Genomic DNA, 25,201 nt, shown 5'->3' on the forward strand with positions numbered 1-25,201 from the left:
CGGCTTCGACCGCGCACCGCATTTGCTTCACCGCTCTCGATGACCACTCGCACGCCTCGCGCGGAACGCTTGCGCGGGGCGCGGGTCACTCGCTTTAGCGGGCGGCCGCGCCCAGCGCTCGCCGCCCATCGCCAACAAGAGATGAGGAGCTGAAATGAAGATCACCGGAGAGATGCTGATCGGGGCATCGGCCGTGCGGGGCACCGATGCCACGCTCCGCGCGTTCGACCCCGCGCGCAACGCCGATCTCGAACCCGAGTTCGGCGGCGGCGGCGCGGCGGAAGTCGCGCGCGCGTGCGAGCTGGCCGAAGCGGCGTTCGACGACTATCGCCACGCGCCGTTCGAAACGCGCGCGCAGTTTCTCGAAGCGATCGCGGACAACATCATCGCGCTCGGCGATACGCTGATCGAGCGCGCGATGGCCGAATCCGCGCTGCCGAAGGCGCGTCTCGAAGGCGAGCGCGCCCGCACGGTCGGGCAGTTGCGGCTCTTCGCATCGCTCGTGCGCGAGGGCCGCTGGCTCTCGGCGACGCTCGATTCCGCGCAGCCGGACAGAAAACCGCTGCCGCGATCCGACCTGCGTTTGCAAAAGATTCCGCTCGGCCCGGTCGCCGTGTTCGGCGCGAGCAATTTTCCGCTGGCGTTTTCGGTGGCGGGCGGCGATACCGCCTCGGCGTTCGCGGCGGGCTGTCCGGTGGTCGTGAAATCGCATCCGGCGCATCTCGGCACGTCCGAACTCGTCGGCCGCGCGGTGCAGAAGGCGGTCGCCGACAACGGCTTGCCCGAGGGCACGTTTTCGCTCGTCGTCGGCGCGGGCAATGCGATCGGCGAGGCGCTCGTCGCGCATCCGGCGATTCAGGCCGTCGGCTTTACCGGCTCGCGGCGCGGCGGGCTCGCGCTCGTCGATATCGCGGCGAAACGCCCGGTGCCGATTCCCGTCTTCGCCGAAATGAGCAGCGTGAACCCGGTTTTCGCGTTGCCGGGCGCGCTGGAAGCGCGCGGCGACACGCTGGCGGCGGCTTACATCGATTCGGTGACGCTCGGCGTCGGCCAGTTCTGCACGAATCCGGGCCTCGTAATCGCGCTGGAGGGGCCGATCTCGACGACTTCATCGATCTGGCCGCCACCGCGATCATGAAGAAGGAAACGCAGACAATGCTCACCGCGCAGATCGCCGCGGCCTACGCGAGCGGGATCCAGGAACGCGACGCGTCCGGCGCGCGCAATATCGCGACCGGCGTGAAGGGCGACGCATCGAGCGGCGCGCTGCCGGTGCTGTATCGCGTGAATGCGGAGGAATTTCTGGCCAAGCCGCAACTGTCGGGCGAGATTTTCGGACCGACGTCGGTGATCGTCATTTGCCGCGACGAGGACGAGATGATCGCCGTCGCGCGCCATCTCGAAGGCCAACTCACCGCGACGCTGCTGATGGAAAAGGGCGACGTCGAGCTTGCGCGGCGCTTGTTGCCGGTGCTCGAGCGCAAGGCGGGCCGGATTCTCGCGAACGGTTTTCCGACGGGCGTCGAAGTGTCCTACGCGATGGTGCACGGCGGGCCGTTCCCGGCCACATCGGACAGCCGTTCCACGTCGGTCGGCGCGATGGCGATCGAGCGCTTCCTGCGCCCGGTGTGCTATCAGGATCTGCCGGCGGCGCTGTTGCCGGCTGCGCTGGCGGACGACAATCCATTGAACTTGTGGCGTCTGAGGGATGGAGAGCTGGGGCCGAACTGAGCGCCGGCATCGAATATCTGCGGGACGAATAAACGGCATTTATTCTTCTCGCAGATACTCGCTCTGGTTTGTAGTTGGCCGATTATCTGTGTGGCGAATAAACTGCTTTTATTCGCCACACAGATAATTTGCGCCATGCAACAAGTTATCGTGACAGTCGCGCAGATGGGCCATGTGCTCGCGGCCGGCCGCAAGCAGGCCGGACTGACGAAGACGCAGGCGGCGGCGCGCCTCGGCATCAGCCAAAGCCGGCTTTCCACCCTGGAGCGCGATTCACGCTCGCTGACGCTCGATCAACTCCTCGCGATGTTCGGCGTCTACGGCCTCCAGTTGCTGGTGCAGGCCCGGCCCGACACGTCGCTGCCCGAAGCAAACGAGGCCGACTGGTAATGGCCGGGCGTCGGCTTCGTTCCCGCGCGTTGTTCGTATGGGCCAACGGAAAGCGCGTGGCAACGTGGAATCTGCCTACGCGCGGACCGGCAGAACTCATATACGACACCGAGTGGATTCGCTCGGACGAGGCACGTCCGCTCTCGCTGTTGCTGCCGATCGGTCTCGACGGCGCGCCGCTGAAAGGCGACGCCGTGCTCAACTACTTCGACAATCTTCTGCCCGACAGCGAGCCGATTCGCCGCCGCATCGCGCAGCGCTTTCAGACCGACAGCGCCGATGCGTTCGACTTGCTGCGGGCCATCGGTCGCGATTGTGTCGGTGCCGTGCAACTGCTTGCCGACGACGAAGCGCCGAAAGACATCGAAAGCATCGAAGGAACGCCGTTCAGCGACGATGACGTCGAAAGCCCGCTGAATCAGGTGGCCGGCGGCATGCCCTTGGGCACCGACCATGACGACGACTTCCGCATTTCGCTCGCGGGCGCGCAGGAAAAGACCGCGCTGCTGCGGCACGGCGGACGATGGCTCAAGCCCCATGGCGCGACGCCGACGACGCATATCCTCAAGCTGCCGTTGGGGCTCGTCGGCAATCGACGCGCCGATCTCACGACATCGGTCGAGAACGAATGGCTCTGCATGCGTCTCCTGCAGGCGTTCGGCTTGCCCGCGGCGAACGTCGAGATCGCGAATTTCGGCGAACGGCGCGTGCTTGTCGTCGAGCGTTTCGACCGGCGGATGCACCCAGGCGGAAAGTGGATTCTTCGTCTGCCAAAGATTTCTGCCAGGCGACCGGGCTGCCTCCGCACAAGAAGTACGAGCACGATGGCGGTCCGGGCGTGCTCGATCTCGCGCGCGTGCTGCAACAGTCGACCGAAGCGCGCCGTGACGTGCAAACGCTCGTGAGCGCGCAGATCCTGTTCTGGCTGCTGGCCGCGCCCGACGGTCACGCGAAGAACTTCAGCATTCATCTGGCGAGGGGCGGACAATACCGCCTCACGCCGCTCTATGACGTCATGTCGATCCGGCCAGTGGAAGGCGACGGCGCCAACCAATGGTCGTGGGACAAGGCGAAGCTGGCGATGGCCATCCCCGGTGCGAGCAGGCGCTACGCGTTTCGCGAGATCAAGCGCCGGCACTTCGACGCGATGGCGCAGAGATGCGGTTTCGGCGAGAGCGCGGAGCCGATCATCCGGCACATCATCGAACGCGCGCCGACGGTCATCGACGAAGTGACAGCGCAATTGCCCGGCGATTTTCCGCCTCGGGTCGCCGAGCGTATCTTCGATGGCCTGAACAGATCGATCGCCGAGTTGACCGGCGTGGCCGCCGGCGAACCGTGAAGACAACCCCCAACCGGAGACAAGAAAGATGACCCACCCCGACCGCCGCTATCCCGACCCCGCCGTGCGCGTGCTGGACCCGCGTTTCAATGCACTGCGCATCGCATCGGCGTCGGTGGAATGTCTGTATCAGGGCGCGCGCTGGTCCGAAGGGCCGGTCTGGTTCGGCGACGGCCGCTATCTGCTCTGGAGCGACATCCCGAACAATCGCATCCTGCGCTGGGACGAAGAGAGCGGCGAAGTCGGCGTGTTTCGCAAGCCGTCGAACAACGCGAACGGCAACACGCGCGATCGCGAAGGCCGGCTCGTAAGCTGCGAGCATCTGACGCGGCGCGTGACGCGCACCGAATACGACGGATCGATCACCGTCATCGCCGATCGCTACGCCGGCAAGCCGCTCAATTCGCCGAACGATGTCGTCGTGAAGTCGGACGGCTCGATCTGGTTCACCGATCCGACCTTCGGCATCGACGGTTTCTACGAAGGCGAAAGGAACGAGGCGCAACTGAAGCCCTGCGTCTATCGCGTCGATGGCCAGAGCGGCGAAATCACGATGATGATCGACGCCTTCGTGGGCCCGAACGGTCTCGCGTTCTCGCCGGACGAATCGGTGCTGTATGTGGTGGAATCGCGCGCGACGCCGCGCAAGATTTACGCGTTCGACGTGCTCGACGGCGGCCGCAGGCTAGGCGAGGCGCGCCCGCTCATCGATGCGGGCCCCGGCACCCCCGATGGCTTTCGCGTCGATATTCACGGCAACCTGTGGTGCGGCTGGGGCATGGGCGACGCCGAACTCGACGGCGTGCGCGTCTTCACGCCGCAAGGCGAAGCGATCGGCCACATCGACTTGCCCGAGCGTTGCGCGAACGTGTGTTTCGGCGGACGGCATCGCAACCGGTTGTTCATGGCGGCGAGTCACGGGCTCTATGCGCTTTACGTCAACACGCAGGGCGTGAAGGGCGGTTAAGCCTTGCCGATCTTCTCCATGATGCGCTCGGGATGCTGGCTCGCCGCGAAGCCGAAGCGCGCGTAGAGCCCGTGCGCGTCGGACGTGACGAGCATCATGCGGCGCAGCCCCTGAAGATCGGGATGCGCCATCACGCATTGGATCATCCATGTGCCGAGGCCCGCGCCTTGATGCTCGGGCAGCACGAACACATCTGCGAGATAGGCGAATGTCGTCGTGTCGGTAATCATGCGCGCATAGCCGATCTGCGCGTTGCCGTGAAAGAGCCCGAACGCGAGCGAATGACGCGCGGCGCGCTCGACCTTTTCTCGCGCGATGCCCGGCGACCAGTACGCCACTTCGCTCAAATAGCGATGCACGACATCGAAGTCGAATTCGTCGATGTCCGTGCTCAGCCGATAGCCGTCCCGGGTCCATTGCATCGCGCGCTCCATGAGTTTTTCGAAGCGCCGAGCATAAGCGATCGATGCGTCGCGCTCCATGCACACTTCGCGCGCGCAAGTGTCAGTGGACGGTATAGATGCGCCCCGTCTCCGCGCCCTCGACACTGCGGCTGTACGCCAGCGCCACGCGCGCGCCGCTCGCGGCCTCGAAACCGCGAAAATACGGGCCGAAGCTTTCGCGCGCCTCTTCGAGCATCGTCGGACTCACGACGTTGATGCGCAGGCCGCGAGGCAGTTCGATCGCCGCGCCGCGCACGAAGCCTTCGATCGCGCCGTTGACCGCCGCCGCGCTCGCGCCCTCGCGAATCGGCTCCGCGCCGACGATGCCGCTCGTCAACGTGAACGAGCCGCCGTCGTTCAGGTAATCGCGCGCGGTGAGCACGAGATTGACCTGGCCCATCAGCTTGTCGTTGAGACCGAGACGGAATTGCTCCGGCGTCATCTTCACGAGCGGGCCGAAGTGCACATGACCGGCGGTCGCGACAATCGCATCCACTTTGCCGATGGTTTCGAAGAGCTTTCTGATGCTGTCGAGATCGAGCAGATCGACGCGACGCGCCCCGCGCGTCGCACCGATTTCGATGACTTCGTGACGGGCTTTCAATTCGGCGACGACCGCCTGGCCGACCGTGCCGGTTGCACCAATGACAGCGATTTTCATGATCGGGCTCGCATGGATGACGTTGAAGGTGGTCATGCATTGTGCGAGCGGACGGACGCGCGAAAAAGCCGCGTCCGCTTCAAGGATTGCAAACCGCGAGTTACGAATGGCTAGTGCGTCGCGAGGCGTCCTGGCATCGGCGAAAGAAGATAGAGCGACGCCGCGAACTTGCAGACGAGTCCGACGCCGCAGACGAACGCGGCCGCCGGAAAGATATGCCATTGCAGCGCAAGGGTCGGCGCGACGAGGGTGACGGACACGAATCCGAGCGCGACGGTCAGCCAGCGCGCCCATTGCAGGCGTGATGCAACGCACACATAGAGCAGGCCGACGAGCACCCGCGACGCGACCATCGCGGCGAGCGGATGGCTCGATGCATCGCCTGGAAGCCCGATGGCGAGCGTCAATGCGAACTCGGCCCATGACAGCGCCCAGGCCGCGCCGAGACACGCGATCGCCGATGTAAAGCGCTGCTCGGGCGTAACGGCGTGGCGCGTAGCCGGTTCAAGTTGCGTGGTCTCTTCGGTCTCTTGCGTGTAACCGTCGTATGCGTGGGTCGTCATGTGGTTTCCCCTTTATCGACTCTCGTGCGCCGGCGATGTATGTTGCGCTGCGGCGCTTCGTTCGCCGTGTCCTCGAGCATACGCCGTGCCACGTTCAAGGAACGCGCGTTGCTTCGCATTACGTCGATCAGCAACGAGCAAAGGAGCAGACGATGGGCAATCTGAAGGAACAGAATCCGCATTCGGAACGTGACGACGAAGATCTCGACAAGGCAGTCGAAGACACGTTCCCCGCGAGCGATCCGCCTGCAACGGGCGGCGTGACGCGCATCGAAACCGATGACGAGAAGGAAGAAAAAAAGTAACGCGCGAAGCCACGCAAGTAAAAAGAGCCGCATAGTCCATGCGGCTCTTTGCTTATGCGCGACGGCGGTCGTGCTCATTTCCGTTCGAGCTCGAAGAGCCGCGACGGACGCAGATGATTCAGCGCGTAGTGCTTGCGTCCGCGCAAGGTGTGGCCGTGCGGATCGCGTCCTTCGAAACGCACCTTGTCTTCGACCTCGGGGACCGTCGGCGCGACCATGCCGCGATCGATCAGGCGATAGCCCCGCTCCAGCGCAAGCAACACGCCATTGCGGCCGGGACGGCTGTCGAAGCCGCCGAGACCATCGCCCGGTTCGGGTACGAAGTTCACGGTCGTCGCATTCGAAGTGATGACGGAATCCGGCTCGCGCGCGAGCATTTCCGCTTCGCGTCGCGCATGAATGCTCTTCGCGTCGGCATCGACGGTGTCGTCGAGTCCGTCGTCGTTGGCGACATCGACGCCGCGCGGCGGCTTCTCATAGAGACCTTGCGGGCCGACATGCATGCCTGCCTTCGTCGTCTCCGTCTTCGCACCGGCGCCCGCGCCCGCGTGCGCTTCGCCGCCCGCTGCGGCCTTGTTCGCATCGCTCATCTTCACGTGAGCGGTTTCCGCGCCGGGCGTCTTGATCGGACTGTCGGCGACCTGCGCGTTCTGCTTGTTCTGCGGATCGTTTGATTCAGCGTTGTTCATCGCATTGCTCCGTTGCAGTTGGACCTGAATTGACCAAGCCCTCACGCAAGACTCGTTCCGGATATTTGGCGACGGAACCGCGAGCCTTGCCGGAGAGCGCCTTCGGAGATACTTAAAATTTCAGGCCTTTTTTCGACCCCAAGCCGATTTCCTGCAAGTATTATTTGGAACCTGTCGGCGGCAAAGCGCAATACGCGAAACTCGAGCAATCAGGAGGGCGCGTTACCTTGCCGTCGAAAAAGAGCAATGCGATTCGAACGAGCAGGGCACTTTCACACAGGTGACTCATGCAACACGATGCAGCCTTTTCACATCGAGGCTACCTTCTAAACTGCGCGCCCGCCCGGGCCGGAGATGGCAGCTACCAGCCGTACGTGGTGATCTCGCGATCGAGCGATGGCGAGCTCGTCGCGAACCGATTCTTTCCTTCGGAGCTGCGATTCCGCAACGAAGGCGAAGCCATCGCGCACGCGCGCGACTGGGCCGTGCGCTGGATCGACGCAAGCAACGTCACAGCCTGAGCGATGTTCCGCGCGAGCATCGGGGACGCGGGTGCGCGATCGGCCGGACGGCAGGCTTTCGCAAAACCGGTTACGCTTGTCGTTTAATCCGTCCCTCGCTTCTTGCCCGACATGCAGAACATGCCCACGTTCGGCGCAGTACCGCCGCTCGAAACATCCCGCGACACCGCGCTCGACACGCCTCAGGAATGGGGCCTCGCCCGCATCGTCGCGGACTTGCGCCAGTCGCGCGAAGAGCTTCATCGCACGCGGCATCCGCTCGGCATACGTGAACTGCCTTCACGCGAGGCCATCGTCGGGATCGTCAACGGCCTGCGCTCGGCGCTCTTTCCCACGCATTACGGCGCGCCCGATCTGACCGACGAAAGCGTCGACTACTATGTCGGGCAAACGCTCGAAACCAACTTGCGTCTGTTGCGCGAACAGATTCGCCGCGCGCTGCGCTTCCTGCCCGAACATCGCGAGACGAGCGAAGCCGATCTCTCGGCGCAAGCCTTCGCGATCGCGCGCGAGTTCGGCGCGCAGTTGCCGCATATCCGCGCGCTGCTCGTAAGCGACATACAAGCTGCTTTCACCGGCGATCCGGCGGCGCAGCACATCACCGAGATCCTGCTGTGTTATCCGGGCGTCTGGGCGATGACGCATCATCGTCTCGCGCATGCGTTGCACAAGCTCGGCGTGCCCTTGCTCGCGCGCTTTATCAACGAGATCGCGCATTCGCTGACGGGCATCGACATTCACCCGGGCGCGACCATCGGGCCGAGCTTTTTCATCGATCACGGCACGGGCGTCGTGATCGGCGAGACGGCGGTGATCGGCCAGCATGTGCGCGTCTATCAAGCCGTGACGCTCGGCGCGAAGAGCTTTCCTTCGACGAGCGATGGCGCGCTCGTCAAAGGCAACGCACGGCATCCGATCGTGGAGGACGATGTCGTCATCTACGCGGGCGCGACAATTCTCGGCCGCGTGACCATCGGCAAAGGCTCGGTCATCGGCGGCAATGTGTGGCTCACGCATAGCGTGCCGCCGGGCAGCAACGTATCGCAGGGCAAGATTCGCGAAGGTTCGGGACCGGGCACGCCGGGCAACGGATTCGGCGCATGAAAAAAGGGCCGCGAGGCCCTTTTTTGTTTGCTTGCGTTTGCGTTCGCGCGTGCGCTTTGCTTGCGGCGGCCTTACGTATTCGACACGCTGAACGCGTTCTGATTGCCGACGATGGCAAGAAACTCGCGACGCGTCGATGGATCGTCGCGGAATGAGCCGAGCATGCGCGAGGTGACCATCGACACGCCCGCCTTGTGCACGCCTCGCGTCGACATGCATTGATGCGCGGCTTCCAGAATGACACCGACGCCGAGCGGCTGCAGCACTTCGTTCAGCGTATCGGCGATCTGCGCGGTCATCTTCTCCTGAATCTGCAGACGCTTCGCGAAGGCGTCGACGAGACGCGCGAGCTTCGAAATGCCGACGACGCGTTTGTTCGGCAGATAAGCGACATGCGCGCGGCCGATGATCGGGACCATGTGATGCTCGCAATAGCTCTCGAAACGAATGTCCTTCAGGACGATCATTTCGTCATAGCCTTGCACTTCCGAGAACGTGCGAGCGAGGATGTCATGCGGATTCTGCGTATAGCCCGCAAAAAACTCTTCATATGCGCGCACGACGCGGCCCGGTGTATCGAGCAGGCCTTCGCGGCGCGGATCGTCGCCCGCCCAGCGCAACAGAACACGGACAGCGGCTTCGGCTTCCTCGCGGGTCGGACGATCGGCTCCATCAGCAGGCATGTCCGAACCTGAAAGATTGTTTTTGCGCGGGGCGCTCATCGAAAGCTCCTATGAGTCAAGGTGCAAATAGTACATGCGATATTTTTGGCACCCCGCCATTGTTTCACGTTTCAGAAGGCCGATACGGATGTCAGGTCTTTCCCCCACCGTCGATGCCCGAACCCGTGCGCCACACCTGCTTGCCTTCTTCCGTCAGCACGCCGCTGCTATGGTCCTTGTTGGGCTCCGTGCCGGGTTCGGCCATGTTCCCGCCCGGCTGTTCCTGCGCTGTCTGCTTATTGCCCTTGCGTTGCGCGATACGGTCTTCCTGAGAACGTCCGGCGTAGTTGCTCATGGTGCGCCTCCTTTCGGATTGATGCGATGAAAGGCGCGCAAGCCGCGTTCCAGCCGGACGGTCGTCGCATGCTTATTGCGGCTGACCTTCGACGCCGCCGAGCACCATCCAGTTGACGCCGAATTTGTCCGTCACCATGCCGAAGCGCTTGGCGAAGAAGGTTTGCGTCATCGGCATCTGCACCTGGCCGCCGTTCGATAGCGCGTTGAAGTATTTTTCCGCCTGCTGTTCGTCATCGGCCGTGAGCGAAAGCGATACGCCCTTGAACTCGGTGTTGCCGCTGCACATGCCGTCGGAGCCCATCACCATTGAATCGCCGATGGTGAATGCCGCATGCATGATCTTGTTTTCCGATCCCGACGGCACGCCGCAACCGCTCGCGGCTTCGGCCTTGCCGGCGTCGGGGTTTTCGCTGAAGCGCATCATCATGACGACTTGCGCGCCCAGGTTCTCGCGATAGAACGTGATCGCTTCCTCGCAGCGGCCTTCGAAAAACAGATAGGGTTGCACTTGCATGACTGCTCCTTGAGTTATGACGTTTCGTCAGGGTCCATATCCATCATGAGCGGCACCGATGCGTGCTCGTGCACGACACGCCAGTCGCCATCGATCTTTCTGAAGCACACGGTCGCGCGCACGATGTCCTCCTGTTCGCCCACGGCGACGCGGTTGACGGAGTGCGCGTAAGCCAGATCGCCGCTCGCGGCGACTTCCACTTCCCGCATTTCGAATGAGAGCGGGGCTTTCATGCTGTCGAACCAGCGCCGCCAGTTCTCGCGATAGTGCTCGATGCCCCTGATCGACGCGGGCGGCACGACGTCGAACACGACGACATCCGGCGCGTAGTGGCTGACGAGCGTATCGACGTCTTTCGCCAGCACTGCCTGCCGCCACGCCTCGATCATTTCGCGGATCCGCGCGATATCGTCATGCGGATCCGTACGATCATTTGTATTCGCCATGCGAACCTCCTTTCGCATACGATGCCGCCGCGTCGTGACAATGCAACGGCAAACACCGATGCAGAACTATTTTTTGTGTTGTGTACACCGTCCACAAAAAGTAGCAGAGATAATGGACAGTGTCCACATAATCGAAGTCACACGAATCAAAATGACAAATGGCAAGCCGCGCAGCACCTATCGACATGGCGATTTGCGACGCGCGCTGATCGATGCGGGAATCGAACTCGCGCGCGAAGGCGGCCCCGACGCGATCGTCTTGCGGGAAGCCACGCGCCGGGCGGGCGTCGTCCCGAACGCGGCCTATCGTCACTTCGGGAGCCGTCAGGAATTGCTATCGGCGGTACGCTCGGCGGCGCTGTCATTCGTCGCGCAAGCAATGGAAGAGGAACTCGCGTCGCGCCCGAAGAAGCGCCGCCGTGCCGATGCGGCGCGCGCGGGTTTGCGCGCCATCGGCACGGGATATCTTCGTTTTGCGCAAAAGGAAGCGGGATTGTTTCGCACGGCGTTCGCGGCGCCGCAAACGGAATGGACGGAACACGAGGAAACCTATGGCGCGGGGCCGGGCGGTCTCGATCCGTTCGAGTTGCTGAGCCGCGCGCTGGACGACATGGTCGAGGCGGGCGCGCTCGAAGCGAAACGCCGGCCCGAAGCGGAATATCTAGCATGGAGCGCGGTGCACGGCTTCGCGCTCTTGCTGATCGAAGGCCCTTTGCAGGGGCTGAAGCGCACGCAGATCGAACCGCTTGCCGAGCGGCTTCTCGATATGGTCGAGGGCGGTCTCTGAAAGAAATCGCGCCGCACGGAGCGGCGCGAAGCATCATCGAATCAACTGAATTTCATTTCGCCGGTTCCGATGAGTCGGTTATCGGTTCGACCACGCTGAGCAACAAGAGCAGGCACAGCGTCGCGGTCCCGACCATGTACAGGAAGACCGCGGTCCAGTTATAGCTGTCGAGCAGCAGGCCGACCGCGAGCGGAGCGCAGGCGCCGCCGATTTGTCCGACCGAGTTCACGATGCCGAACGCCGTCGGATAGGTGGCCTTGGTTGCGAGACCCATCGGATACGCGGAGTAGCCTGCGAAGCCGATGCCGAGCATCAGGCCCGCGAGCATCAGCGCCGCGCCGAGATAGGCGACGCTGTCGGGCGCATCGATCAGCAGGAAGGTCATCACCATGGTGCCGAGCGCGCCGAGCATCATCATCGGTTTGCGGCGTCCGCCAAGCAGACGATCGGAGATGATGCCGCCGAGCATGTTGCCCGTCACCGCGCCGATGAAAGGCGCCGATGCAAGGAAGCCCATCTTCACCGAAGCGAAGCCCTTCACTGTCACGAGATAAGTGGGAATCCACGAGATGAAGATGTTGCTGATGCCGATCATGCAGCCATAGCCCAGCGCGATGCCGAAGATATTCCACGAGCCGAAGACCTGGCGAATCGTTTCGAGCTGCGGCACGCGCTTCGTGCGATTGATAGCGTCGAGCCGGGGCATCGGCGTCATGCGCGCGCGCGACAGCGACTTGCCGCCGTTGCTGCCGACGGTCGTTTCATCGGCGATGTAGCGGCGCTCGGCGGGCGAGCAGAAGCGATTCTCGCTGGGCGAGTTCGTCACGAAGAACATCCATACGACGGCGAGCAGAATGCCCGGCACCGCGAACACATAGAAGATCTCGCGCCATCCCCACAACTGGATCACGATGATGCACACCGACGGCACGATCAGCGGCCCGAGCTTCGATGCGGCGATCCACAGGCCGGTGGCCGTGCCTTTTTCCTTTGCGGGGAACCATCGGTTGATGACGTTGGTGCAGCCGATGCCGAGCGGTCCTTCCGACAAGCCGAGACCCACGCGATACGCCATCAGCAGAAACACCGACGATGTCGTGCCCATCAATCCGGTGAATACCGACGTGAGAATCATGAAGACGGAAAACAGCAGGCCGGTGGTCTTTTCGCTGAGTCGCTTGTAGAGGAGGCCGACGGGAATCTGCACAAAGCCATAAGCGAAGGAGAACAGGCTCACGATGAGACCGGCCTCGGTATTGGTGATGTGATATTCCCTCTTCAGATACGGCAGCGCGATGCCGAAGTTGGCGCGATCCGCGCACGCGATCGCCCAGATGCAGAAGATCAGTCCCATCACGACCCAGCGGTGTTTCGTGTGTTTCTCCGCAACAGGTTCCGCTTTCGAGGAAGCGACGATGCCGTCAGCGTTGTTCATTGCGCTGTTGTCTCCGATGTTATGTGCAAGGCTTTATTGTCGATGTGCCTTCCGATGTTTCGAATTGTGGGGAGCGTGGGCAAGAGCGTCCAATCTTTTATTGCTATTACCTGATTCCCGGATTGAATCGATCGAAGCGCGGCATGCAATGCGTCGATTCGTGGATCAATTGATAGCGTTTTGGGATTGGACGTTATCGCCGAAAGCAGACATGATCCGCTCCACATCGCAACGAACACCATGGAGCACGCGAATTGAAGCCGAGCATTCTGCAACTCAATCCCATCCTCGTACCGGCCATCAATGAAAAGCTGAATGCGCTTTATACGATGCATCGGCTGTTCGAGCAGGAAGACAAGGACGCGTATATCCGCGAACACGGCGCTTCGATTCGCGGCGTGATTACCGGCGGACATACGGGCATCGCCAACGATCTCATCGAACGCTTGCCTGCATTGCAGGTGATCGCGGTGAACGGCGTCGGCACCGATGCCGTCGACCTCGAATTCGCGCGCTCGCGCGGTTTGCCGGTGACGGGTACGTTCGGCGCGTTGACCGAAGATGTTGCCGATCTCGCCATCGGTCTCATCCTGACCACGCTGCGCGAGATCTGCCCCGGCAACGATTTCGTGAAGACCGGCAAGTGGGTGAACAACCCGAGCCCGAGCGCGATTCCGTTGTCGCGCCGATTCAGCGGCAAGCGCGTGGGCATCGTGGGCCTCGGCAAGGTGGGCCGCGCGATTGCGCTACGCGCCGCCGCGTTCGGTTGTCCGATCGCTTATACCGATGTACGCGCGATGGACGATATCGACTATCGCTTCGTGCCCGATCTGCTGTCGCTTGCGCGCGAAAGCGACATTCTCGTGCTCGCCGCTGCAGCCGATAAAGCGAAGGGCATCGTTAATGCGGCCGTGCTCGATGCGTTGGGCAAGGACGGTTATCTCATCAACATCGCGCGCGGCAAGCTCGTCGAGGAAAGCGATCTCGTCGAAGCGCTGTCGCGTGGCGTGATCGCGGGCGCGGGCCTGGATGTTTTCGTCGATGAGCCGAATGTGCCGGCCGAATTGTTCGGCATGGATCGCGTCGTGCTGCAGGCGCATCGCGCGAGCGCAACGGTCGAATCGCGCACGGCGATGGGCGAGATGGTGCTCGCGAGTCTCGCTCAGGCTCTTGCGGGACAGCGCCCCGAAGGCAGCCTCACGACCTGACGCACGCGCATGAACGCGTCCGGGGCGAACATATAATGATCGGCCATCACCTCAACGTCGATTACGAATGCTCGATCTCGGACAAGTACGTTGCTTCGTTGCGGCCGCGACGGAACTGAACTTCAGGCGCGCGGCCGCGCTGCTCAACATGACGCAGCCGCCGCTTTCCAGACAGATTCATCTGCTCGAAGAAAACCTCGGCGTGAAGCTGTTCGAGCGCGTCGGGCGCACGGTCAAGCTGACGACCGAAGGGCGCGTGTTTCTCGCCGATGCAACGCGCCTGCTCAATCTTTCCGAGCAAGCCGAAAGCACCGTGAGGCGCGCGAGCAAGGGCAAGACCGGGCGCGTACGCATTGGCTTCACGGGCGCGGCGGGCTATGAGCTGATACCCGAACTGCTCGTCGCTGCGAAGCGCGATTTGCCCGATATCGACGTCGTGCTGCTCGAGATGATTTCCGTCGCGCAGATCGAAGCCTTCGAGGCAAACGCGATCGATCTCGGCTTCATGCGGCCGCTGCCTTCGCGGCAGAAAGTGGAGTTTCTTCTCGTCGACCGCGAGCCGATGATCGTCGCATTGCCTGCGGGACACGCGCTGTGCCGTTTCGACCGGCTCGAACTCACGCAGTTGCACGAGCAGCCCTTCATCATGCATTCGCCCACGCACGGCAAATACTTCTACGACCGCATCATGAGCATGCTCGTCGCCGATGAAGTGAAGCCGCACTTCACGCAATACATCGATCAGACGCCGACCATTCTTTCGCTCGTGCGTGCAGGGCTGGGCGTATCGATTCTGCCCGCATCGTCGCAACGGTTTCATTACGACAGTGTCGAGTTCAGGGAAATTGCGGGCAACGCCGTTCAGGCCGAAATGAGCATGGCGTGGCGTGCCGATCAAGACAATCCCGCCGTCACGGCGTTTAGGCACATGGCGGCGGAATACTTCGCTACGCGGCGTGCGTGATCGCGCGCGCGGTCGCATCGATGGCGGCGCGGGCTTTATCGACGATTTCGTCGATCTCGTCATGCGTGACGACGAGCGGCGGCGAAAGCAACATGCGATCGTGACTCGCGCGCATCACGAGATTGCCCGCGAAACAGAAGTCGCGGCATATCGTGCCGATATCGTCGCCATTGGCAAAGCGCTTTTTCGTCGCGCGATCTTCGGCAAGCTGAATGCCGGCGACGAGCCCCGTGCCCGCAATTTCACCGACGATCGCATGATCGCTTAACGCCTCGCGCAATCGCTTTTGAAAGTACGGCCCCGCATCGTGCTTTACGCGCGCGACGATGCCTTCGTCTCGCAGCAACTTAAGGTTAGCCACGGCCACCGCAGCCGCGACCGGATGCCCCGAATACGTGAAGCCGTGATTGAATTCGCCGCCATTCACGATTGCATTCGCGATGCGATCCGATAGCGCGACGGCGCCCATCGGCACATAGCCGCTCGTAAGACCTTTTGCGATCGTGATGACATCCGGCTCGAAGCCGAAGTGCTCGTGCGCGAACCACTCGCCTGTGCGGCCGAAGCCGCCGATCACTTCATCGGCGATCAAGAGCACGTCATGCTTGCGGCAGATGCGCGCGATCTCCGGCCAATAACTCGATGGCGGAAAGATCACGCCGCCCGCGCCCTGAAACGGCTCGCCGATAAAAGCGGCGACGTTCTCCGCGCCGAGTTCGACGATCATATCTTCGAGCTGACGCGCACGCGCAATGCCGAATTCCTCTTCGTTCATCGCGCCGCCTTCACCGAACCAGTATGGCTGATCGATATGCGCGACATGCTCCATCTTCGATGGCATCTGCTCGTGCATATAGCTCATGCCGCCGAGCGTTGCGCCCGCGATCGTCGAGCCGTGATACGCATTCGCACGCGCGATGACATAGCGTTTTTTCGTTTGTCCTTGCACGGCCCAATAGCGATGCACGGCGCGCAGCGCCGTATCGTTGGCCTCCGATCCGCTGTTGCAATAGAGAAAGCGATTGAACTTCGCGGGCGCGACATCGGCAAGCATCGCCGATAACTCGATGATCGGCGGATGCGTCGTCTTGAAGAAGGTGTTGTAGTAAGGCAGTTCCTGCATCTGTTTCAGTGCGGCATCGGCGAGTTCGCGGCGTCCATAGCCGACGTTCACGCACCACAAGCCCGCCATGCCGTCGATGATGCGCTTTCCCTCCGAATCCCACAGATACACGCCTTCGGCCTTCACGATCACGCGGCTGCCCGCGCGATTGAGCGCGCCCATATCGGAGAACGGATGCAGATGATGCGCGGCGTCGAGCGCGCGGTAATGCGCCGTCGAATCGATTCGATCGTTCATGTTGTCGGCTCCTTCAAACGTGCAATAGCAGATGCTTGCGTTCCCACGAACTGATCACGCGGAAGAACGCTTCGTATTCGGTTTCCTTCAGCGCGAGATAGGCGCGCACGAACTTCTCGCCGAACATTTCGGCAAGCGGCTCGCAAGCGCCCATCAGCGTGAGGCCTTCGTCGAGATTGCGCGGCAATTGATAAGGCTGGCGATAACCATCGCTCGCGAGCGGTTCGGTCGGTTCGAGATGTTGCGTCATGCCGAGATAACCCGCGGCGAGCGTGGCGGCAATCGCGAGATACGGATTGCAATCGACGCCCGGAATGCGATTCTCGATGCGTCGTGCCTGCGGCGACGAGTGCGGCACGCGAAAGCCGACGGTGCGGTTGTCATAGCCCCATTGCACGTTGATCGGCGCGGCCATGAAGCGCGATAGCCTGCGATAAGAGTTGATATACGGCGCGAAGATCGGCATGAGCGCGGGCGTGTATTTCTGCAAGCCCGCGATGTAGCTATAGAAGAGTCCCGTCGGTTCGCCTTCGCGATTGGTGAAGAGATTGCGGCCGGTCTCGTCATCGACGAGGCTCTGATGCACATGCATCGCCGAACCGGGTTCGTTTTCCATCGGCTTCGCCATGAAGGTCGCGTACATCTTGTGGCGCAGCGCGGCCTCGCGCACCGTGCGTTTGAAAAGAAACACGCGGTCCGCGAGATTGAGCGGATCGCCATGCAGAAAGTTGATTTCCATCTGCGCCGCGCCCACTTCGTGAATCAGCGTATCCACTTCGAGCTCCTGCATCTCGCAGTATTCATAGATGTCTTCGAAAAGCGGATCGAACTCGTTGACGGCATCGATCGAGTACGCCTGACGCCCCGTTTCCGCGCGCCCCGTTCTGCCGACCGGCGGTTGCAATGGCAGATCGGGATCGCGATTCATGTCGACGAGAAAGAACTCGAGTTCGGGCGCGACGACAGGCCGCCAGCCCTTGGCGGCGAATTTATGAAGCACTTCGCGCAGCACGCGACGCGGCGAAATGGCGACAGGCGTGCCGTCGAAATGCACGCAATCGTGGATGACTTGCGCGGTCGGATCCGTGGCCCACGGAATCAGGCGGATCGTCGCGGGATCGGGCACGCAGACCATGTCGGGATCGGTGACGCCGGTGAAGCTGCCATCGACGGGATAGTCGCCCGTCACGGTCTGGATCATCACGGCTTGCGGCAGGCGCATCGCTTCGCCCGATTCGAACTTGCTGCGCGGAATGATCTTGCCGCGCGCGGTGCCGGCCATGTCGGGAATGATCGCTTCAACTTCGGTGATGCGATGTTTTCGCAGGAATTCGTCGATGCGTTCCATGTTCGTTCTCACGTTTCGATAGGGCGCACGCGTCCACGGCATTCGCGATGCATCGCGAATGCGCGAAGAAGCAGGACGCGCGCGTTCACGCGTGCGGGCGCACGCGCGCGGACCAACAGCAGCTCGAGAAGAAAACGAGAGGAGGCGCTACGGCAGCAGCGAAGCCGCGCCGACACAATGCACCGCGATGAACGCGCGCGCGGAAATCGCGTTGCGACGCCGCACGCAGCGGCGGGAGAGGACAGTCAGAACCGACAGGAAGCGGCGATCGGGAAGCTTGCCGCAGCGATCGGCGCGGGAGTGATGGCTCCTGCGTGCCAGAGGGCTTTGGACTTTCACGATAAGACTCGTTGGTCGAGTGGATTTGCAGAGCGATTGCCCATGCCGACAATTGCCCTTCAGCGAGCATATACGAGACATAAACGCCGTCAATACGTTTTTTCCAGTGGTTTTCACGCCGGATGTTTCTGTCGCGCCACGAGAAGGTTGCGCAATTCATCGATAATGTCGGCTCTTTCCGCCGAAATGCTCACAGAGCCGATGCTCTCCAACCTGCTCGTTCAACTCGTCAACGGCCTCGCCGATGCTTCTGCGCTCTTTCTCGTCGCTTCGGGACTGTCGCTGATCTTCGGCGTCACGCGCATCGTCAACTTCGCGCACGGCTCGCTCTATATGCTCGGCGTGTATGTCGCGTACAGCCTGACGAGCCGCTTCGGCGAAAGCGTCGCGGGGTTCTGGGCGTCGATCGCGGGCGCCGCGCTATTGGTCGGCGCGATCGGCGCAGTAATAGAAGTGAGCGTGCTGAGGCGCATCTATCGCGCGCCGGAGTTGTTTCATCTGCTTGCCACGTTCGCGCTCGTGCTCATCATTCGCGATGCGGCGCTGTGGCTTTGGGGACCGGAAGATCTGTTCGGCCCGCGCGCACCGCATCTCGAAGGCGCGGTGCAACTGCTCGGTCATGCGTTGCCCACCTATGACCTCGCGCTGATCGTCATCGGCCCGCTTGTGCTGTTCATGCTCTGGTATGCGCTCACGCGCACGCGCTGGGGCACGCTCGTGCGCGCGGCGAGCGCGGATCGCGAGATGCTCGGCGCGCTCGGCGTCAATCAGGCGTGGCTCTTTACCGGCGTGTTCTTCGTCGGCGCGATGCTCGCGGGACTCGGCGGCGCGCTGCAGGTGCCGCGCATGTCGGCGAATCTTTCGCTCGATATCGAGACCATCGGCAATGCGTTCGTCGTCGTCGTGGTCGGCGGCATGGGCTCGATTCCGGGCGCGTTCGTCGCCGCGCTATTGATCGCCGAAATCAAGGCGATGTGCATCGGCATCGGGAACATAACGATCATGGGCGTCGGCTTCTCGCTGTCGAAGTTCACGCTCGTCGCCGAGTTCGTCGTAATGGCGGTCGTGCTCGTGCTGCGTCCGTGGGGACTCTTCGGCCGTCCGCAGACGATCGCACGTTCCGCCGCGCCCGCCGACCGGCCTTTGCTACCCGCCACGCGAAACATGAGGATCGCGGCGTTCATCGCCGTGATCGCGCTTGCGCTCGCGCCGCTCGCCGCCGATGCGTTTCCGTACATGCCCGTGCTGTTCGTCGAGATCATGATCGCGGTGCTGTTCGCCGCGAGCCTGCACTTCATCATGGGACCGGGCGGCATGCACTCGTTCGGTCATGCGGCGTACTTCGGCCTCGGCGCATACGGCGCGGCGCTGTTTCTCAAGGTATTCGCGTTACCAATGGAAGCCGCGCTCGTGCTCGGGCCGCTGATTGCGGGCATCGGCGCGATCGTGTTCGGCTGGTTTTGCGTGCGCTTATCGGGCGTGTATCTCGCGATGCTCACGCTCGCGTTCGCGCAGATCGTCTGGTCCGTCGTCTTTCAATGGGATGCCGTGACGGGCGGCAGCAACGGCATATTGGGCATCTGGCCGTCACCGTGGCTATCGTCTCCCGTCGCGTTCTACTACCTCACGCTCTTCTTCGCCGTCATCGGCGTATGGCTTTTGCGGCGCATGCTTTTCTCGCCGCTCGGTCTCGCGATGCGCGCCGGTCGCGATTCGCCGTTGCGCGCCGAAGCGATCGGCGTGAACGTCGCGCGCGTGCAGTGGGCCGCGTTCATCGTCGCGGCGCTCGTGTGCGGGCTCGCGGGTTCGCTCTATGCGTTCTCGAAGGGCAACATCTCGCCGGAAGCGATCAGCGTGGGCCGCTCCGTCGACGGCCTCGTGATGGTCCTGCTCGGCGGCATCCAGACGCTTGCCGGTCCGATCGTCGGCGCGAGCGTGTTCACCTGGCTGCAGGATGCCGTCGCGCGTCAGACCGACTACTGGCAAGCGCTGCTCGGCGCGGCGATCCTCGTGCTCGTCATCGCGTTTCCGCAAGGCATCGCGGGTTTCGTGCGCGAGCGCTTTTTCAGGGAGGCGCAATGAGCCTGCTATCCGTCGCGCATCTCTCGAAGTCGTTCGACGGTGTGCACGCCGTCGACGACGTTTCATTCGATCTCGAAGCCGGTCAATTGCTCGCGCTCATCGGTCCGAACGGTGCGGGCAAATCGACGTGCTTCAACATGATCAACGGTCAGCTCAAGCCGACTTCCGGCGCGATCCGCTTCGACGGTCACGATATCGCGGGTATGCGTCCGCGCGATATCTGGCGGCGTGGCGTCGCGCGCACGTTTCAGATCGCCGCGACCTTCAATTCGATGACCGTACTCGAAAACGTGCAGATGGCATTGCTGTCGCGCGAGCGGCGCATCTACAGGCTGTTCGGGCGCGTCGAATCGTGGAGGGAAGACGATGCGATGGCGTTGCTCGGTCTCGTCGGCATGGCGATGCATGCGCGCCGCAGTTGCGCGGTGCTCGCATACGGCGACGTGAAGCGCGTCGAGCTTGCTATCGCGCTTGCAAATCATCCGAAGCTCTTGTTGATGGACGAACCGACCGCTGGCATGGCGCCACAGGAACGCAATGAATTGATGACGCTCACCGCGCGTCTAGCGAAAGAGCGCAACATCGGCGTGCTGTTCACGGAGCACAGCATGGACGTGGTCTTTTCACATGCGGACAAGCTGATCGTGCTCGCGCGCGGACGTCTCATCGCACAAGGCGATGCCGAAGCGATCCGCAACGATGCCCGCGTGCGCGAGGTCTATCTCGGCACGGGCGCATCGTATGCGCCGCGTGCGGCGTTGAATGCGGGGGCATCGTCATGACGCTGCTCAAAGTCGATGCGTTGAATGCGTTCCATGGCCGCGCGCAAATACTGTTCGATGTCGGCTTCGAAGTCGGACGAGGCGAAGTGGTCGCGCTGATGGGCCGCAACGGCGCGGGCAAGTCCACGACGATGAAAGCCGTCATGGGTCTTCTGCCGCGCATATCGGGCGCGGTGTCGTTCATGGGCGAAGACATCGCGGGCATGGCGCCGCATCGCATCGCGCGCAAGGGGCTGGGTTACGTGCCCGAAGATCGCCGCGTGTTCGGCGATCTCACGGTGATGGAGAACCTCGACACGGGCCGGCAGCCGCCGCGCGAAGATGCGCCATCGTGGACGCCCGAAAAGCTCTTTCGCGTGTTCCCGAATCTCGGCGAAATGCGCAATCGCCGCGCGAGCCGCATGAGCGGCGGCGAGCAGCAGATGTTGACCGTATCGCGCACACTGATGGGCAATCCGCGCCTCGTGTTGCTCGATGAGCCATCGGAAGGTGTCGCGCCTGTCATCGTCGAACAAATGGCCGATATGATTCTCGAACTGAAGCGCGAAGGGCTCGCCATACTGCTGTCGGAACAGAATCTGCATTTCGCGGAACTCGTCAGCGATCGCGTTTATGTGCTGGAAAAAGGGCAGATTCGCCATGAAGGCCCGATGCACGCATTCGCGCGCGACGATGCCGCGCGCCGCGAGTTGCTCGGCGTTTAAACGATCATTCAAACGGAGAGGAGAAGATTCAATGGCGCCAATGCGCTTCACTATCGCGGCCATCGCAGCGGGCATGGCGTTCGCCGCGCACGCCGACACCATCAAGATCGGCGAGATCAATAGCTATAAGGCGCAGCCCGCGTTTCTCATGCCGTACAAGAACGGCTGGAATCTCGCGCTCGACGAGATCAACGCGGCGGGCGGCATCAACGGCAACAAGCTCGAAGTCGTCTCGCGCGACGACAACGGCAATCCCGGCGATACGGTGCGCGTCGCGCAAGAGCTCGTCGCGCGCGAGCAGGTGAAATTGCTGTTCGGCGGTTATCTGTCGAATACGGGTCTCGCGCTCGCGGACTTCGCCAAGCAACGGCGCATCTTCTTCCTCGCAGCCGAGCCGCTCACCGACAAGATCGTCTGGCAGGACGGCAACAAGTACACATATCGGCTGCGTCCTTCGACTTACATGCAGGTCGCGATGCTCGTGCCCGAAGCCGCGAAACTCGGCAAGAAGCGCTGGGCGCTCGTCTATCCGAACTACGAGTACGGGCAATCGGCGGTGGCCACGTTCAAGCGCTTGCTGAAGGCCGCGCAGCCGGATGTCGAGTTCGTCGCGGAGCAGGCGACGCCGCTCGGCAACATCGATGCCGGCGCGGTCACGCAAGCGCTCGCCGATGCAAAGCCCGACGGCATCTTCAACGTGCTCTTCAGCGCGGACCTCGGCAAGTTCGTGCGTGAAGGCAATACGCGCGGCCTGTTCAAGAATCGCGCGGTCGTATCGCTTTTGACGGGCGAGCCGGATTATCTCGATCCGCTCGGCAAGGAAGCGCCGGTCGGCTGGATCGTGACGGGTTATCCGTGGTATTCGATCGATACGCCGGCGAACAAGAAGTTCGTCGCCGCTTACGAGGCGAAGTATCACGACTATCCGCGCCTCGGATCGGTCGTCGGCTATACGGCGATGATGTCGATTGCGAACGGCCTGAAGAAAGCGGGCTCGCCCGACGCCGACAAGCTCGCGGCCGCATTCAAGGGCTTGCCTGTCGATACGCCGTTCGGTCCGATCACGTATCGCAAGGAGGACAATCAATCGACGATGGGCGCGTATGTCGGCGTAACCGGGCTGAAAGACGGCAAGGGCGTGATGACGTCCTTCCGTTATGTCGATGGCGCGAGCGTGCAGCCATCGGACGATGAAGTGAAGAAGCTGCGTCCGGCTGACTGAAGCGTCAATCCTTCGGAAAGGGCTTGCTGACGAATTTCGAACCGGCAAGCCCGAAACGCCACGGCACGTCCATCGCCTTGCTGATGCCGATGCGCGGTCCTTGAACGATCGCGCATTCTTCCTCGGGCGGCTCGATATGAAACGGCGCTTCGAGCAGCGACATGCCATTGTTCTTGTGCGTGATGCCGAGCGCCTGCGCGACGCGGCCCGGTCCCGAGCACAGCAGTTTGATCGGCGCAAGGCCGCGCCGCTCGCGCATTTCATCGATGCCGACGAGCGGTTCGATGGCGCGAATCAGCACGCCCGCGCCATGACCGGCTTCGCGGCACACGAAATTCATGCACCAGTGAATGCCATAAGAGCGATAGACATAGACATGCGCGGGCGGCCCGAACATGGCTGCATTGCGCGGCGTCGGACCGGAGAAGCTATGCGAGGCCGGATCTTCGCGGTCGTACGCTTCCGTTTCGACGATGCGGCCGCCGATACCGTCGACGGTCACGATCGCGCCGATCAGGCGTTGCGCGACGATCTCGGACGGCGCGTAGAAATCGATGGGTTTGGGCTTCGTGTTCACAAGCGGTATTCTAGCCGCGCCCCGTAGCAGATCCTCAAGCTCAGGAGACGCCGAATGAAGACTTCGTGGTTTCTCAGGTTCTCGAATGCGCTCGCGCAATTAGCGGGCCGCGCATCGACCTTCGTCATCGCCGTGGTGCTCGTGATCGTCTGGGCCGTCTCGGGACCGCTCTTTCACTTCAGCGATACATGGCAGCTCGTCATCAATACGTCGACGACGATCGTCACTTTCCTGATGGTGTTTTTGATCCAGAACACGCAGAACCGCGACACCGCAGCGATGCAGATCAAGCTCGACGAACTGATTCGCGCAATCGACAAGGCGCATAACGCGCTGCTCGATCTCGAAGAGCTCGATGAAAAGGAACTCACGGTTTTTCGCAAGCGTTATGAAAAGCTCGCGCAAGAAGCGCGCGATAATTTCCGCTCGGCAAGCAGCGATATCGACATGCCTTCTTTTCCACAAGACGAGAAGCGCGATGGATAAAGCTTGCATGGAAAGGCATGAAAGAGCGGCCCTGGATAATAATCTTGCGAGTTGCGCAAACTGCGTGACAAAAGCAGGTAATAAAAGGTAATCTTTCGGTTTCGCGGCGGCGCGCTCAGCGCTGCGCCGCGCGCCTGGCTCCGGAATCGCTCAGGTTTTGTCGAGCCGTTTCTTACGAGCGCATTTCGCCATACATCAGTAAACGGTTTCTCTAAAGTTTGCGGGATCTGCTTAAAACGATAGGGCGCCCGTCTTGTCGATTGGTTAAAAATAAAAAAAGAAAAAATCCACTCTCTAAAGTATTTCGGATTGTTGCCGACAAAGGGCGCGCGCATCGTTTTTCTAAACCTCGGAAAGAGGCCATTTCAGGCTTTAATTCGCGAAGTTATTCCTTCCCAAAATGGCTAGGATGGGTCCTGCCCGGTATTCCTTTTGCCGGGTCCACACCTACCTAAACCCTTGAAGGAAAGAAAAATGCGCAAACTGATGAAGGCATTCGTGCGCGACGAGCGCGGCGTTAGCGCGATGGAGTATGCAGTCCTGGCCGGCATCGTCGTGCTGGCGCTCGGCGCGATGGCGAGCACGTTCAGCAACAGTGTCAGCTCGATGTTCTCGAGCCTGTTCAGCAAGGTCTCGTCGGCACAAAGCACCGGTAGCGGCAGCTAAAGGGCTCGCGCCCACACAACAACGAGACCAACGTGCAGCTCTTGTCTCTTGCCATCCGCCTGATCGTGCTCTGCGTGCTGCTCTGGCTCGCGGTCATCGACGTGCGCTCCCGACGCCTGCCGACCAAAATCGTGCTGGTCGTCGGGGCGCTCTTCTTTGCCGACGCGCTGGCGCGCCGCATGCCGGTCGACGATGTCATCGTGCATCTGCTGCTCGCGATTGGCGTATTCCTGGTCTGCGCCGTGCTGTTCGCGGCGAAAATGCTGGGCGGAGGCGATGCGAAACTCGCCTCCGTGATTTTTCTCTGGGCCGGACTCGCTTTGTCCTTGCCCGCCTTAACCCTGATTTCCGTGATCGGGACCGTCGTGTCCCTCATCAGCCTCGCGACGCGCCACATGGACCCCGTGCAACGGTTCATGCCCATGAAAGCGCTCGCGATGTTCTCCGGCGCGCGCGGCGTTCCGTACGGCGTGGCCCTCGCGCTCGGCGGCGGTCTCGTGATCGTGCTGCCGGCGCTCATGCCTTTCTTTGCGATCCGATAGGACG

28 protein-coding genes and 2 pseudogenes are annotated in these 25,201 nt (G+C 62.1%); 17 read left to right on the plus strand and 13 right to left on the minus strand.

Annotated features, from left to right (window positions below):
* Positions 1–154: 154 nt before the first annotated feature.
* The 4 genes and pseudogenes from BG60_RS23480 (at position 155) to BG60_RS23495 (ending at position 4,430) form a co-directional block, all read left to right on the plus strand.
* A pseudogene (locus BG60_RS23480) lies at positions 155–1,731 on the plus strand (aldehyde dehydrogenase (NADP(+))).
* Between the two features lie 135 nt (positions 1,732–1,866).
* Positions 1,867–2,121 carry a helix-turn-helix domain-containing protein gene (locus BG60_RS23485; RefSeq protein WP_033536704.1) on the plus strand — a complete coding sequence of 85 codons (255 nt, stop codon included), beginning with the start codon at positions 1,867–1,869 and terminating at the stop codon, positions 2,119–2,121.
* Positions 2,121–3,463, plus strand: a pseudogene (locus BG60_RS23490) (type II toxin-antitoxin system HipA family toxin). Before BG60_RS23485 ends, BG60_RS23490 begins: the two are co-directional and overlap by 1 nt.
* Positions 3,464–3,491: 28 nt before the next feature.
* Positions 3,492–4,430 carry an SMP-30/gluconolactonase/LRE family protein gene (locus BG60_RS23495; protein ID WP_008352880.1) on the plus strand — a complete coding sequence of 313 codons (939 nt, stop codon included), beginning with the start codon at positions 3,492–3,494 and terminating at the stop codon, positions 4,428–4,430.
* Here the strand turns inward: BG60_RS23495 and BG60_RS23500 are convergent.
* The 3 genes from BG60_RS23500 to BG60_RS23510 all read right to left on the minus strand — a co-directional run bounded on the left by BG60_RS23500 (position 4,427) and on the right by BG60_RS23510 (position 6,097).
* Positions 4,427–4,852, minus strand: coding sequence for a GNAT family N-acetyltransferase (locus BG60_RS23500; RefSeq protein WP_034473104.1), 426 nt, complete (start codon positions 4,850–4,852; stop codon positions 4,427–4,429). The two genes, BG60_RS23495 and BG60_RS23500, sit on opposite strands and share 4 nt — an antisense overlap.
* A gap of 82 nt (positions 4,853–4,934) precedes the next feature.
* On the minus strand, positions 4,935–5,537 hold the full coding sequence (locus BG60_RS23505; RefSeq protein ID WP_174447748.1) for a short chain dehydrogenase: 603 nt from the start codon (positions 5,535–5,537) through the stop codon (positions 4,935–4,937).
* Between the two features lie 107 nt (positions 5,538–5,644).
* Positions 5,645–6,097: a hypothetical protein gene (locus BG60_RS23510; RefSeq protein ID WP_008352885.1), complete on the minus strand. Its 453-nt coding sequence runs from the start codon at positions 6,095–6,097 to the stop codon at positions 5,645–5,647.
* A gap of 152 nt (positions 6,098–6,249) precedes the next feature.
* Here BG60_RS23510 and BG60_RS39095 point away from each other — a divergent pair, with 152 nt between their 5' ends.
* Positions 6,250–6,402, plus strand: a complete 153-nt coding sequence (locus BG60_RS39095; RefSeq protein WP_008352886.1) for a hypothetical protein — start codon at positions 6,250–6,252, stop codon at positions 6,400–6,402.
* 74 nt (positions 6,403–6,476) lie between these two features.
* Here the strand turns inward: BG60_RS39095 and BG60_RS23520 are convergent, their stop codons facing one another.
* Positions 6,477–7,091, minus strand: a complete 615-nt coding sequence (locus BG60_RS23520) for a DUF3005 domain-containing protein (protein ID WP_008352887.1) — start codon at positions 7,089–7,091, stop codon at positions 6,477–6,479.
* A gap of 287 nt (positions 7,092–7,378) precedes the next feature.
* Between BG60_RS23520 and BG60_RS37130 the strand changes: the two genes are divergently transcribed.
* Positions 7,379–7,612 carry a hypothetical protein gene (locus BG60_RS37130; RefSeq protein WP_008352888.1) on the plus strand — a complete coding sequence of 78 codons (234 nt, stop codon included), beginning with the start codon at positions 7,379–7,381 and terminating at the stop codon, positions 7,610–7,612.
* A 111-nt stretch (positions 7,613–7,723) separates the two neighbouring features.
* The gene (gene epsC / locus BG60_RS23530; RefSeq protein ID WP_008352889.1) at positions 7,724–8,716 is read left to right on the plus strand and encodes a serine O-acetyltransferase EpsC; all 993 of its coding nucleotides are present in this window, start codon (positions 7,724–7,726) and stop codon (positions 8,714–8,716) included.
* A gap of 71 nt (positions 8,717–8,787) precedes the next feature.
* Here epsC and folE read toward each other — a convergent pair whose 3' ends face one another.
* From folE to BG60_RS23550, 4 genes are all read right to left on the minus strand, one after another.
* Complete coding sequence (folE, locus tag BG60_RS23535; RefSeq protein ID WP_008352890.1) at positions 8,788–9,438, minus strand: GTP cyclohydrolase I FolE; 651 nt, start codon at positions 9,436–9,438, stop codon at positions 8,788–8,790.
* A gap of 91 nt (positions 9,439–9,529) precedes the next feature.
* Entirely contained in the window at positions 9,530–9,733 is a 204-nt protein-coding gene (locus BG60_RS23540) for a hypothetical protein (protein ID WP_008352891.1), read from the minus strand.
* Between the two features lie 72 nt (positions 9,734–9,805).
* A complete protein-coding gene (locus tag BG60_RS23545) occupies positions 9,806–10,249 on the minus strand; it encodes a VOC family protein (RefSeq protein WP_008352892.1) in 444 nt (147 codons plus the stop codon).
* A gap of 14 nt (positions 10,250–10,263) precedes the next feature.
* Positions 10,264–10,695: a YybH family protein gene (locus BG60_RS23550; protein ID WP_008352894.1), complete on the minus strand. Its 432-nt coding sequence runs from the start codon at positions 10,693–10,695 to the stop codon at positions 10,264–10,266.
* A 151-nt stretch (positions 10,696–10,846) separates the two neighbouring features.
* On the opposite strand from BG60_RS23550, the gene BG60_RS23555 reads away from it, so the two are divergent.
* Complete coding sequence (locus BG60_RS23555) at positions 10,847–11,482, plus strand: TetR/AcrR family transcriptional regulator (RefSeq protein WP_008352896.1); 636 nt, start codon at positions 10,847–10,849, stop codon at positions 11,480–11,482.
* A gap of 52 nt (positions 11,483–11,534) precedes the next feature.
* Here the strand turns inward: BG60_RS23555 and BG60_RS23560 are convergent, their stop codons facing one another.
* On the minus strand, positions 11,535–12,917 hold the full coding sequence (locus tag BG60_RS23560) for an MFS transporter (RefSeq protein WP_008352897.1): 1,383 nt from the start codon (positions 12,915–12,917) through the stop codon (positions 11,535–11,537).
* A gap of 254 nt (positions 12,918–13,171) precedes the next feature.
* Here BG60_RS23560 and BG60_RS23565 point away from each other — a divergent pair, with 254 nt between their 5' ends.
* Positions 13,172–14,125 carry a 2-hydroxyacid dehydrogenase gene (locus BG60_RS23565; RefSeq protein ID WP_008352899.1) on the plus strand — a complete coding sequence of 318 codons (954 nt, stop codon included), beginning with the start codon at positions 13,172–13,174 and terminating at the stop codon, positions 14,123–14,125.
* Between the two features lie 67 nt (positions 14,126–14,192).
* Entirely contained in the window at positions 14,193–15,089 is an 897-nt protein-coding gene (locus tag BG60_RS23570; RefSeq protein WP_008352900.1) for a LysR substrate-binding domain-containing protein, read from the plus strand.
* On the opposite strand, the gene BG60_RS23575 is transcribed toward BG60_RS23570, so the two are convergent.
* From BG60_RS23575 to BG60_RS23585, 3 genes are all read right to left on the minus strand, one after another.
* The gene (locus BG60_RS23575) at positions 15,073–16,449 is read right to left on the minus strand and encodes an aspartate aminotransferase family protein (protein ID WP_008352902.1); all 1,377 of its coding nucleotides are present in this window, start codon (positions 16,447–16,449) and stop codon (positions 15,073–15,075) included. The genes BG60_RS23570 and BG60_RS23575 overlap by 17 nt on opposite strands.
* Positions 16,450–16,462: 13 nt before the next feature.
* Positions 16,463–17,797 carry a glutamine synthetase family protein gene (locus tag BG60_RS23580; protein ID WP_008352904.1) on the minus strand — a complete coding sequence of 445 codons (1,335 nt, stop codon included), beginning with the start codon at positions 17,795–17,797 and terminating at the stop codon, positions 16,463–16,465.
* Between the two features lie 147 nt (positions 17,798–17,944).
* Positions 17,945–18,136 carry a hypothetical protein gene (locus tag BG60_RS23585; RefSeq protein ID WP_008352906.1) on the minus strand — a complete coding sequence of 64 codons (192 nt, stop codon included), beginning with the start codon at positions 18,134–18,136 and terminating at the stop codon, positions 17,945–17,947.
* Between the two features lie 201 nt (positions 18,137–18,337).
* On the opposite strand from BG60_RS23585, the gene BG60_RS23590 reads away from it, so the two are divergent.
* From BG60_RS23590 to BG60_RS23605, 4 genes are read left to right on the plus strand one after another with little or no spacing between them, the layout of a single operon-like run.
* Positions 18,338–20,218, plus strand: coding sequence for an ABC transporter permease (locus tag BG60_RS23590; protein ID WP_033536721.1), 1,881 nt, complete (start codon positions 18,338–18,340; stop codon positions 20,216–20,218).
* The gene (locus tag BG60_RS23595) at positions 20,215–21,000 is read left to right on the plus strand and encodes an ABC transporter ATP-binding protein (protein ID WP_008352908.1); all 786 of its coding nucleotides are present in this window, start codon (positions 20,215–20,217) and stop codon (positions 20,998–21,000) included. Before BG60_RS23590 ends, BG60_RS23595 begins: the two co-directional genes overlap by 4 nt.
* Positions 20,997–21,704 carry an ABC transporter ATP-binding protein gene (locus BG60_RS23600; RefSeq protein WP_008352909.1) on the plus strand — a complete coding sequence of 236 codons (708 nt, stop codon included), beginning with the start codon at positions 20,997–20,999 and terminating at the stop codon, positions 21,702–21,704. The genes BG60_RS23595 and BG60_RS23600 overlap by 4 nt, the downstream gene beginning before the upstream one ends.
* A 31-nt stretch (positions 21,705–21,735) precedes the next feature.
* Complete coding sequence (locus BG60_RS23605) at positions 21,736–22,926, plus strand: ABC transporter substrate-binding protein (RefSeq protein ID WP_008352910.1); 1,191 nt, start codon at positions 21,736–21,738, stop codon at positions 22,924–22,926.
* A 4-nt stretch (positions 22,927–22,930) separates the two neighbouring features.
* On the opposite strand, the gene BG60_RS23610 is transcribed toward BG60_RS23605, so the two are convergent.
* Entirely contained in the window at positions 22,931–23,503 is a 573-nt protein-coding gene (locus tag BG60_RS23610) for a DNA-3-methyladenine glycosylase (protein WP_008352911.1), read from the minus strand.
* 54 nt (positions 23,504–23,557) lie between these two features.
* Here BG60_RS23610 and BG60_RS23615 point away from each other — a divergent pair, with 54 nt between their 5' ends.
* The 3 genes from BG60_RS23615 (at position 23,558) to BG60_RS23625 (ending at position 25,197) form a co-directional block, all read left to right on the plus strand.
* Positions 23,558–23,989 carry a low affinity iron permease family protein gene (locus BG60_RS23615; protein ID WP_008352912.1) on the plus strand — a complete coding sequence of 144 codons (432 nt, stop codon included), beginning with the start codon at positions 23,558–23,560 and terminating at the stop codon, positions 23,987–23,989.
* A 474-nt stretch (positions 23,990–24,463) separates the two neighbouring features.
* The gene (locus BG60_RS23620; RefSeq protein ID WP_008352913.1) at positions 24,464–24,655 is read left to right on the plus strand and encodes a Flp family type IVb pilin; all 192 of its coding nucleotides are present in this window, start codon (positions 24,464–24,466) and stop codon (positions 24,653–24,655) included.
* 32 nt (positions 24,656–24,687) lie between these two features.
* On the plus strand, positions 24,688–25,197 hold the full coding sequence (locus BG60_RS23625) for an A24 family peptidase (protein WP_008352914.1): 510 nt from the start codon (positions 24,688–24,690) through the stop codon (positions 25,195–25,197).
* The last annotated feature ends 4 nt before the right edge of the window (positions 25,198–25,201 follow it).

Origin of the sequence: Caballeronia zhejiangensis (genome assembly GCF_000698575.1) — a bacterium.
Classification (GTDB): Bacteria; Pseudomonadota; Gammaproteobacteria; order Burkholderiales; family Burkholderiaceae; genus Caballeronia; species Caballeronia zhejiangensis.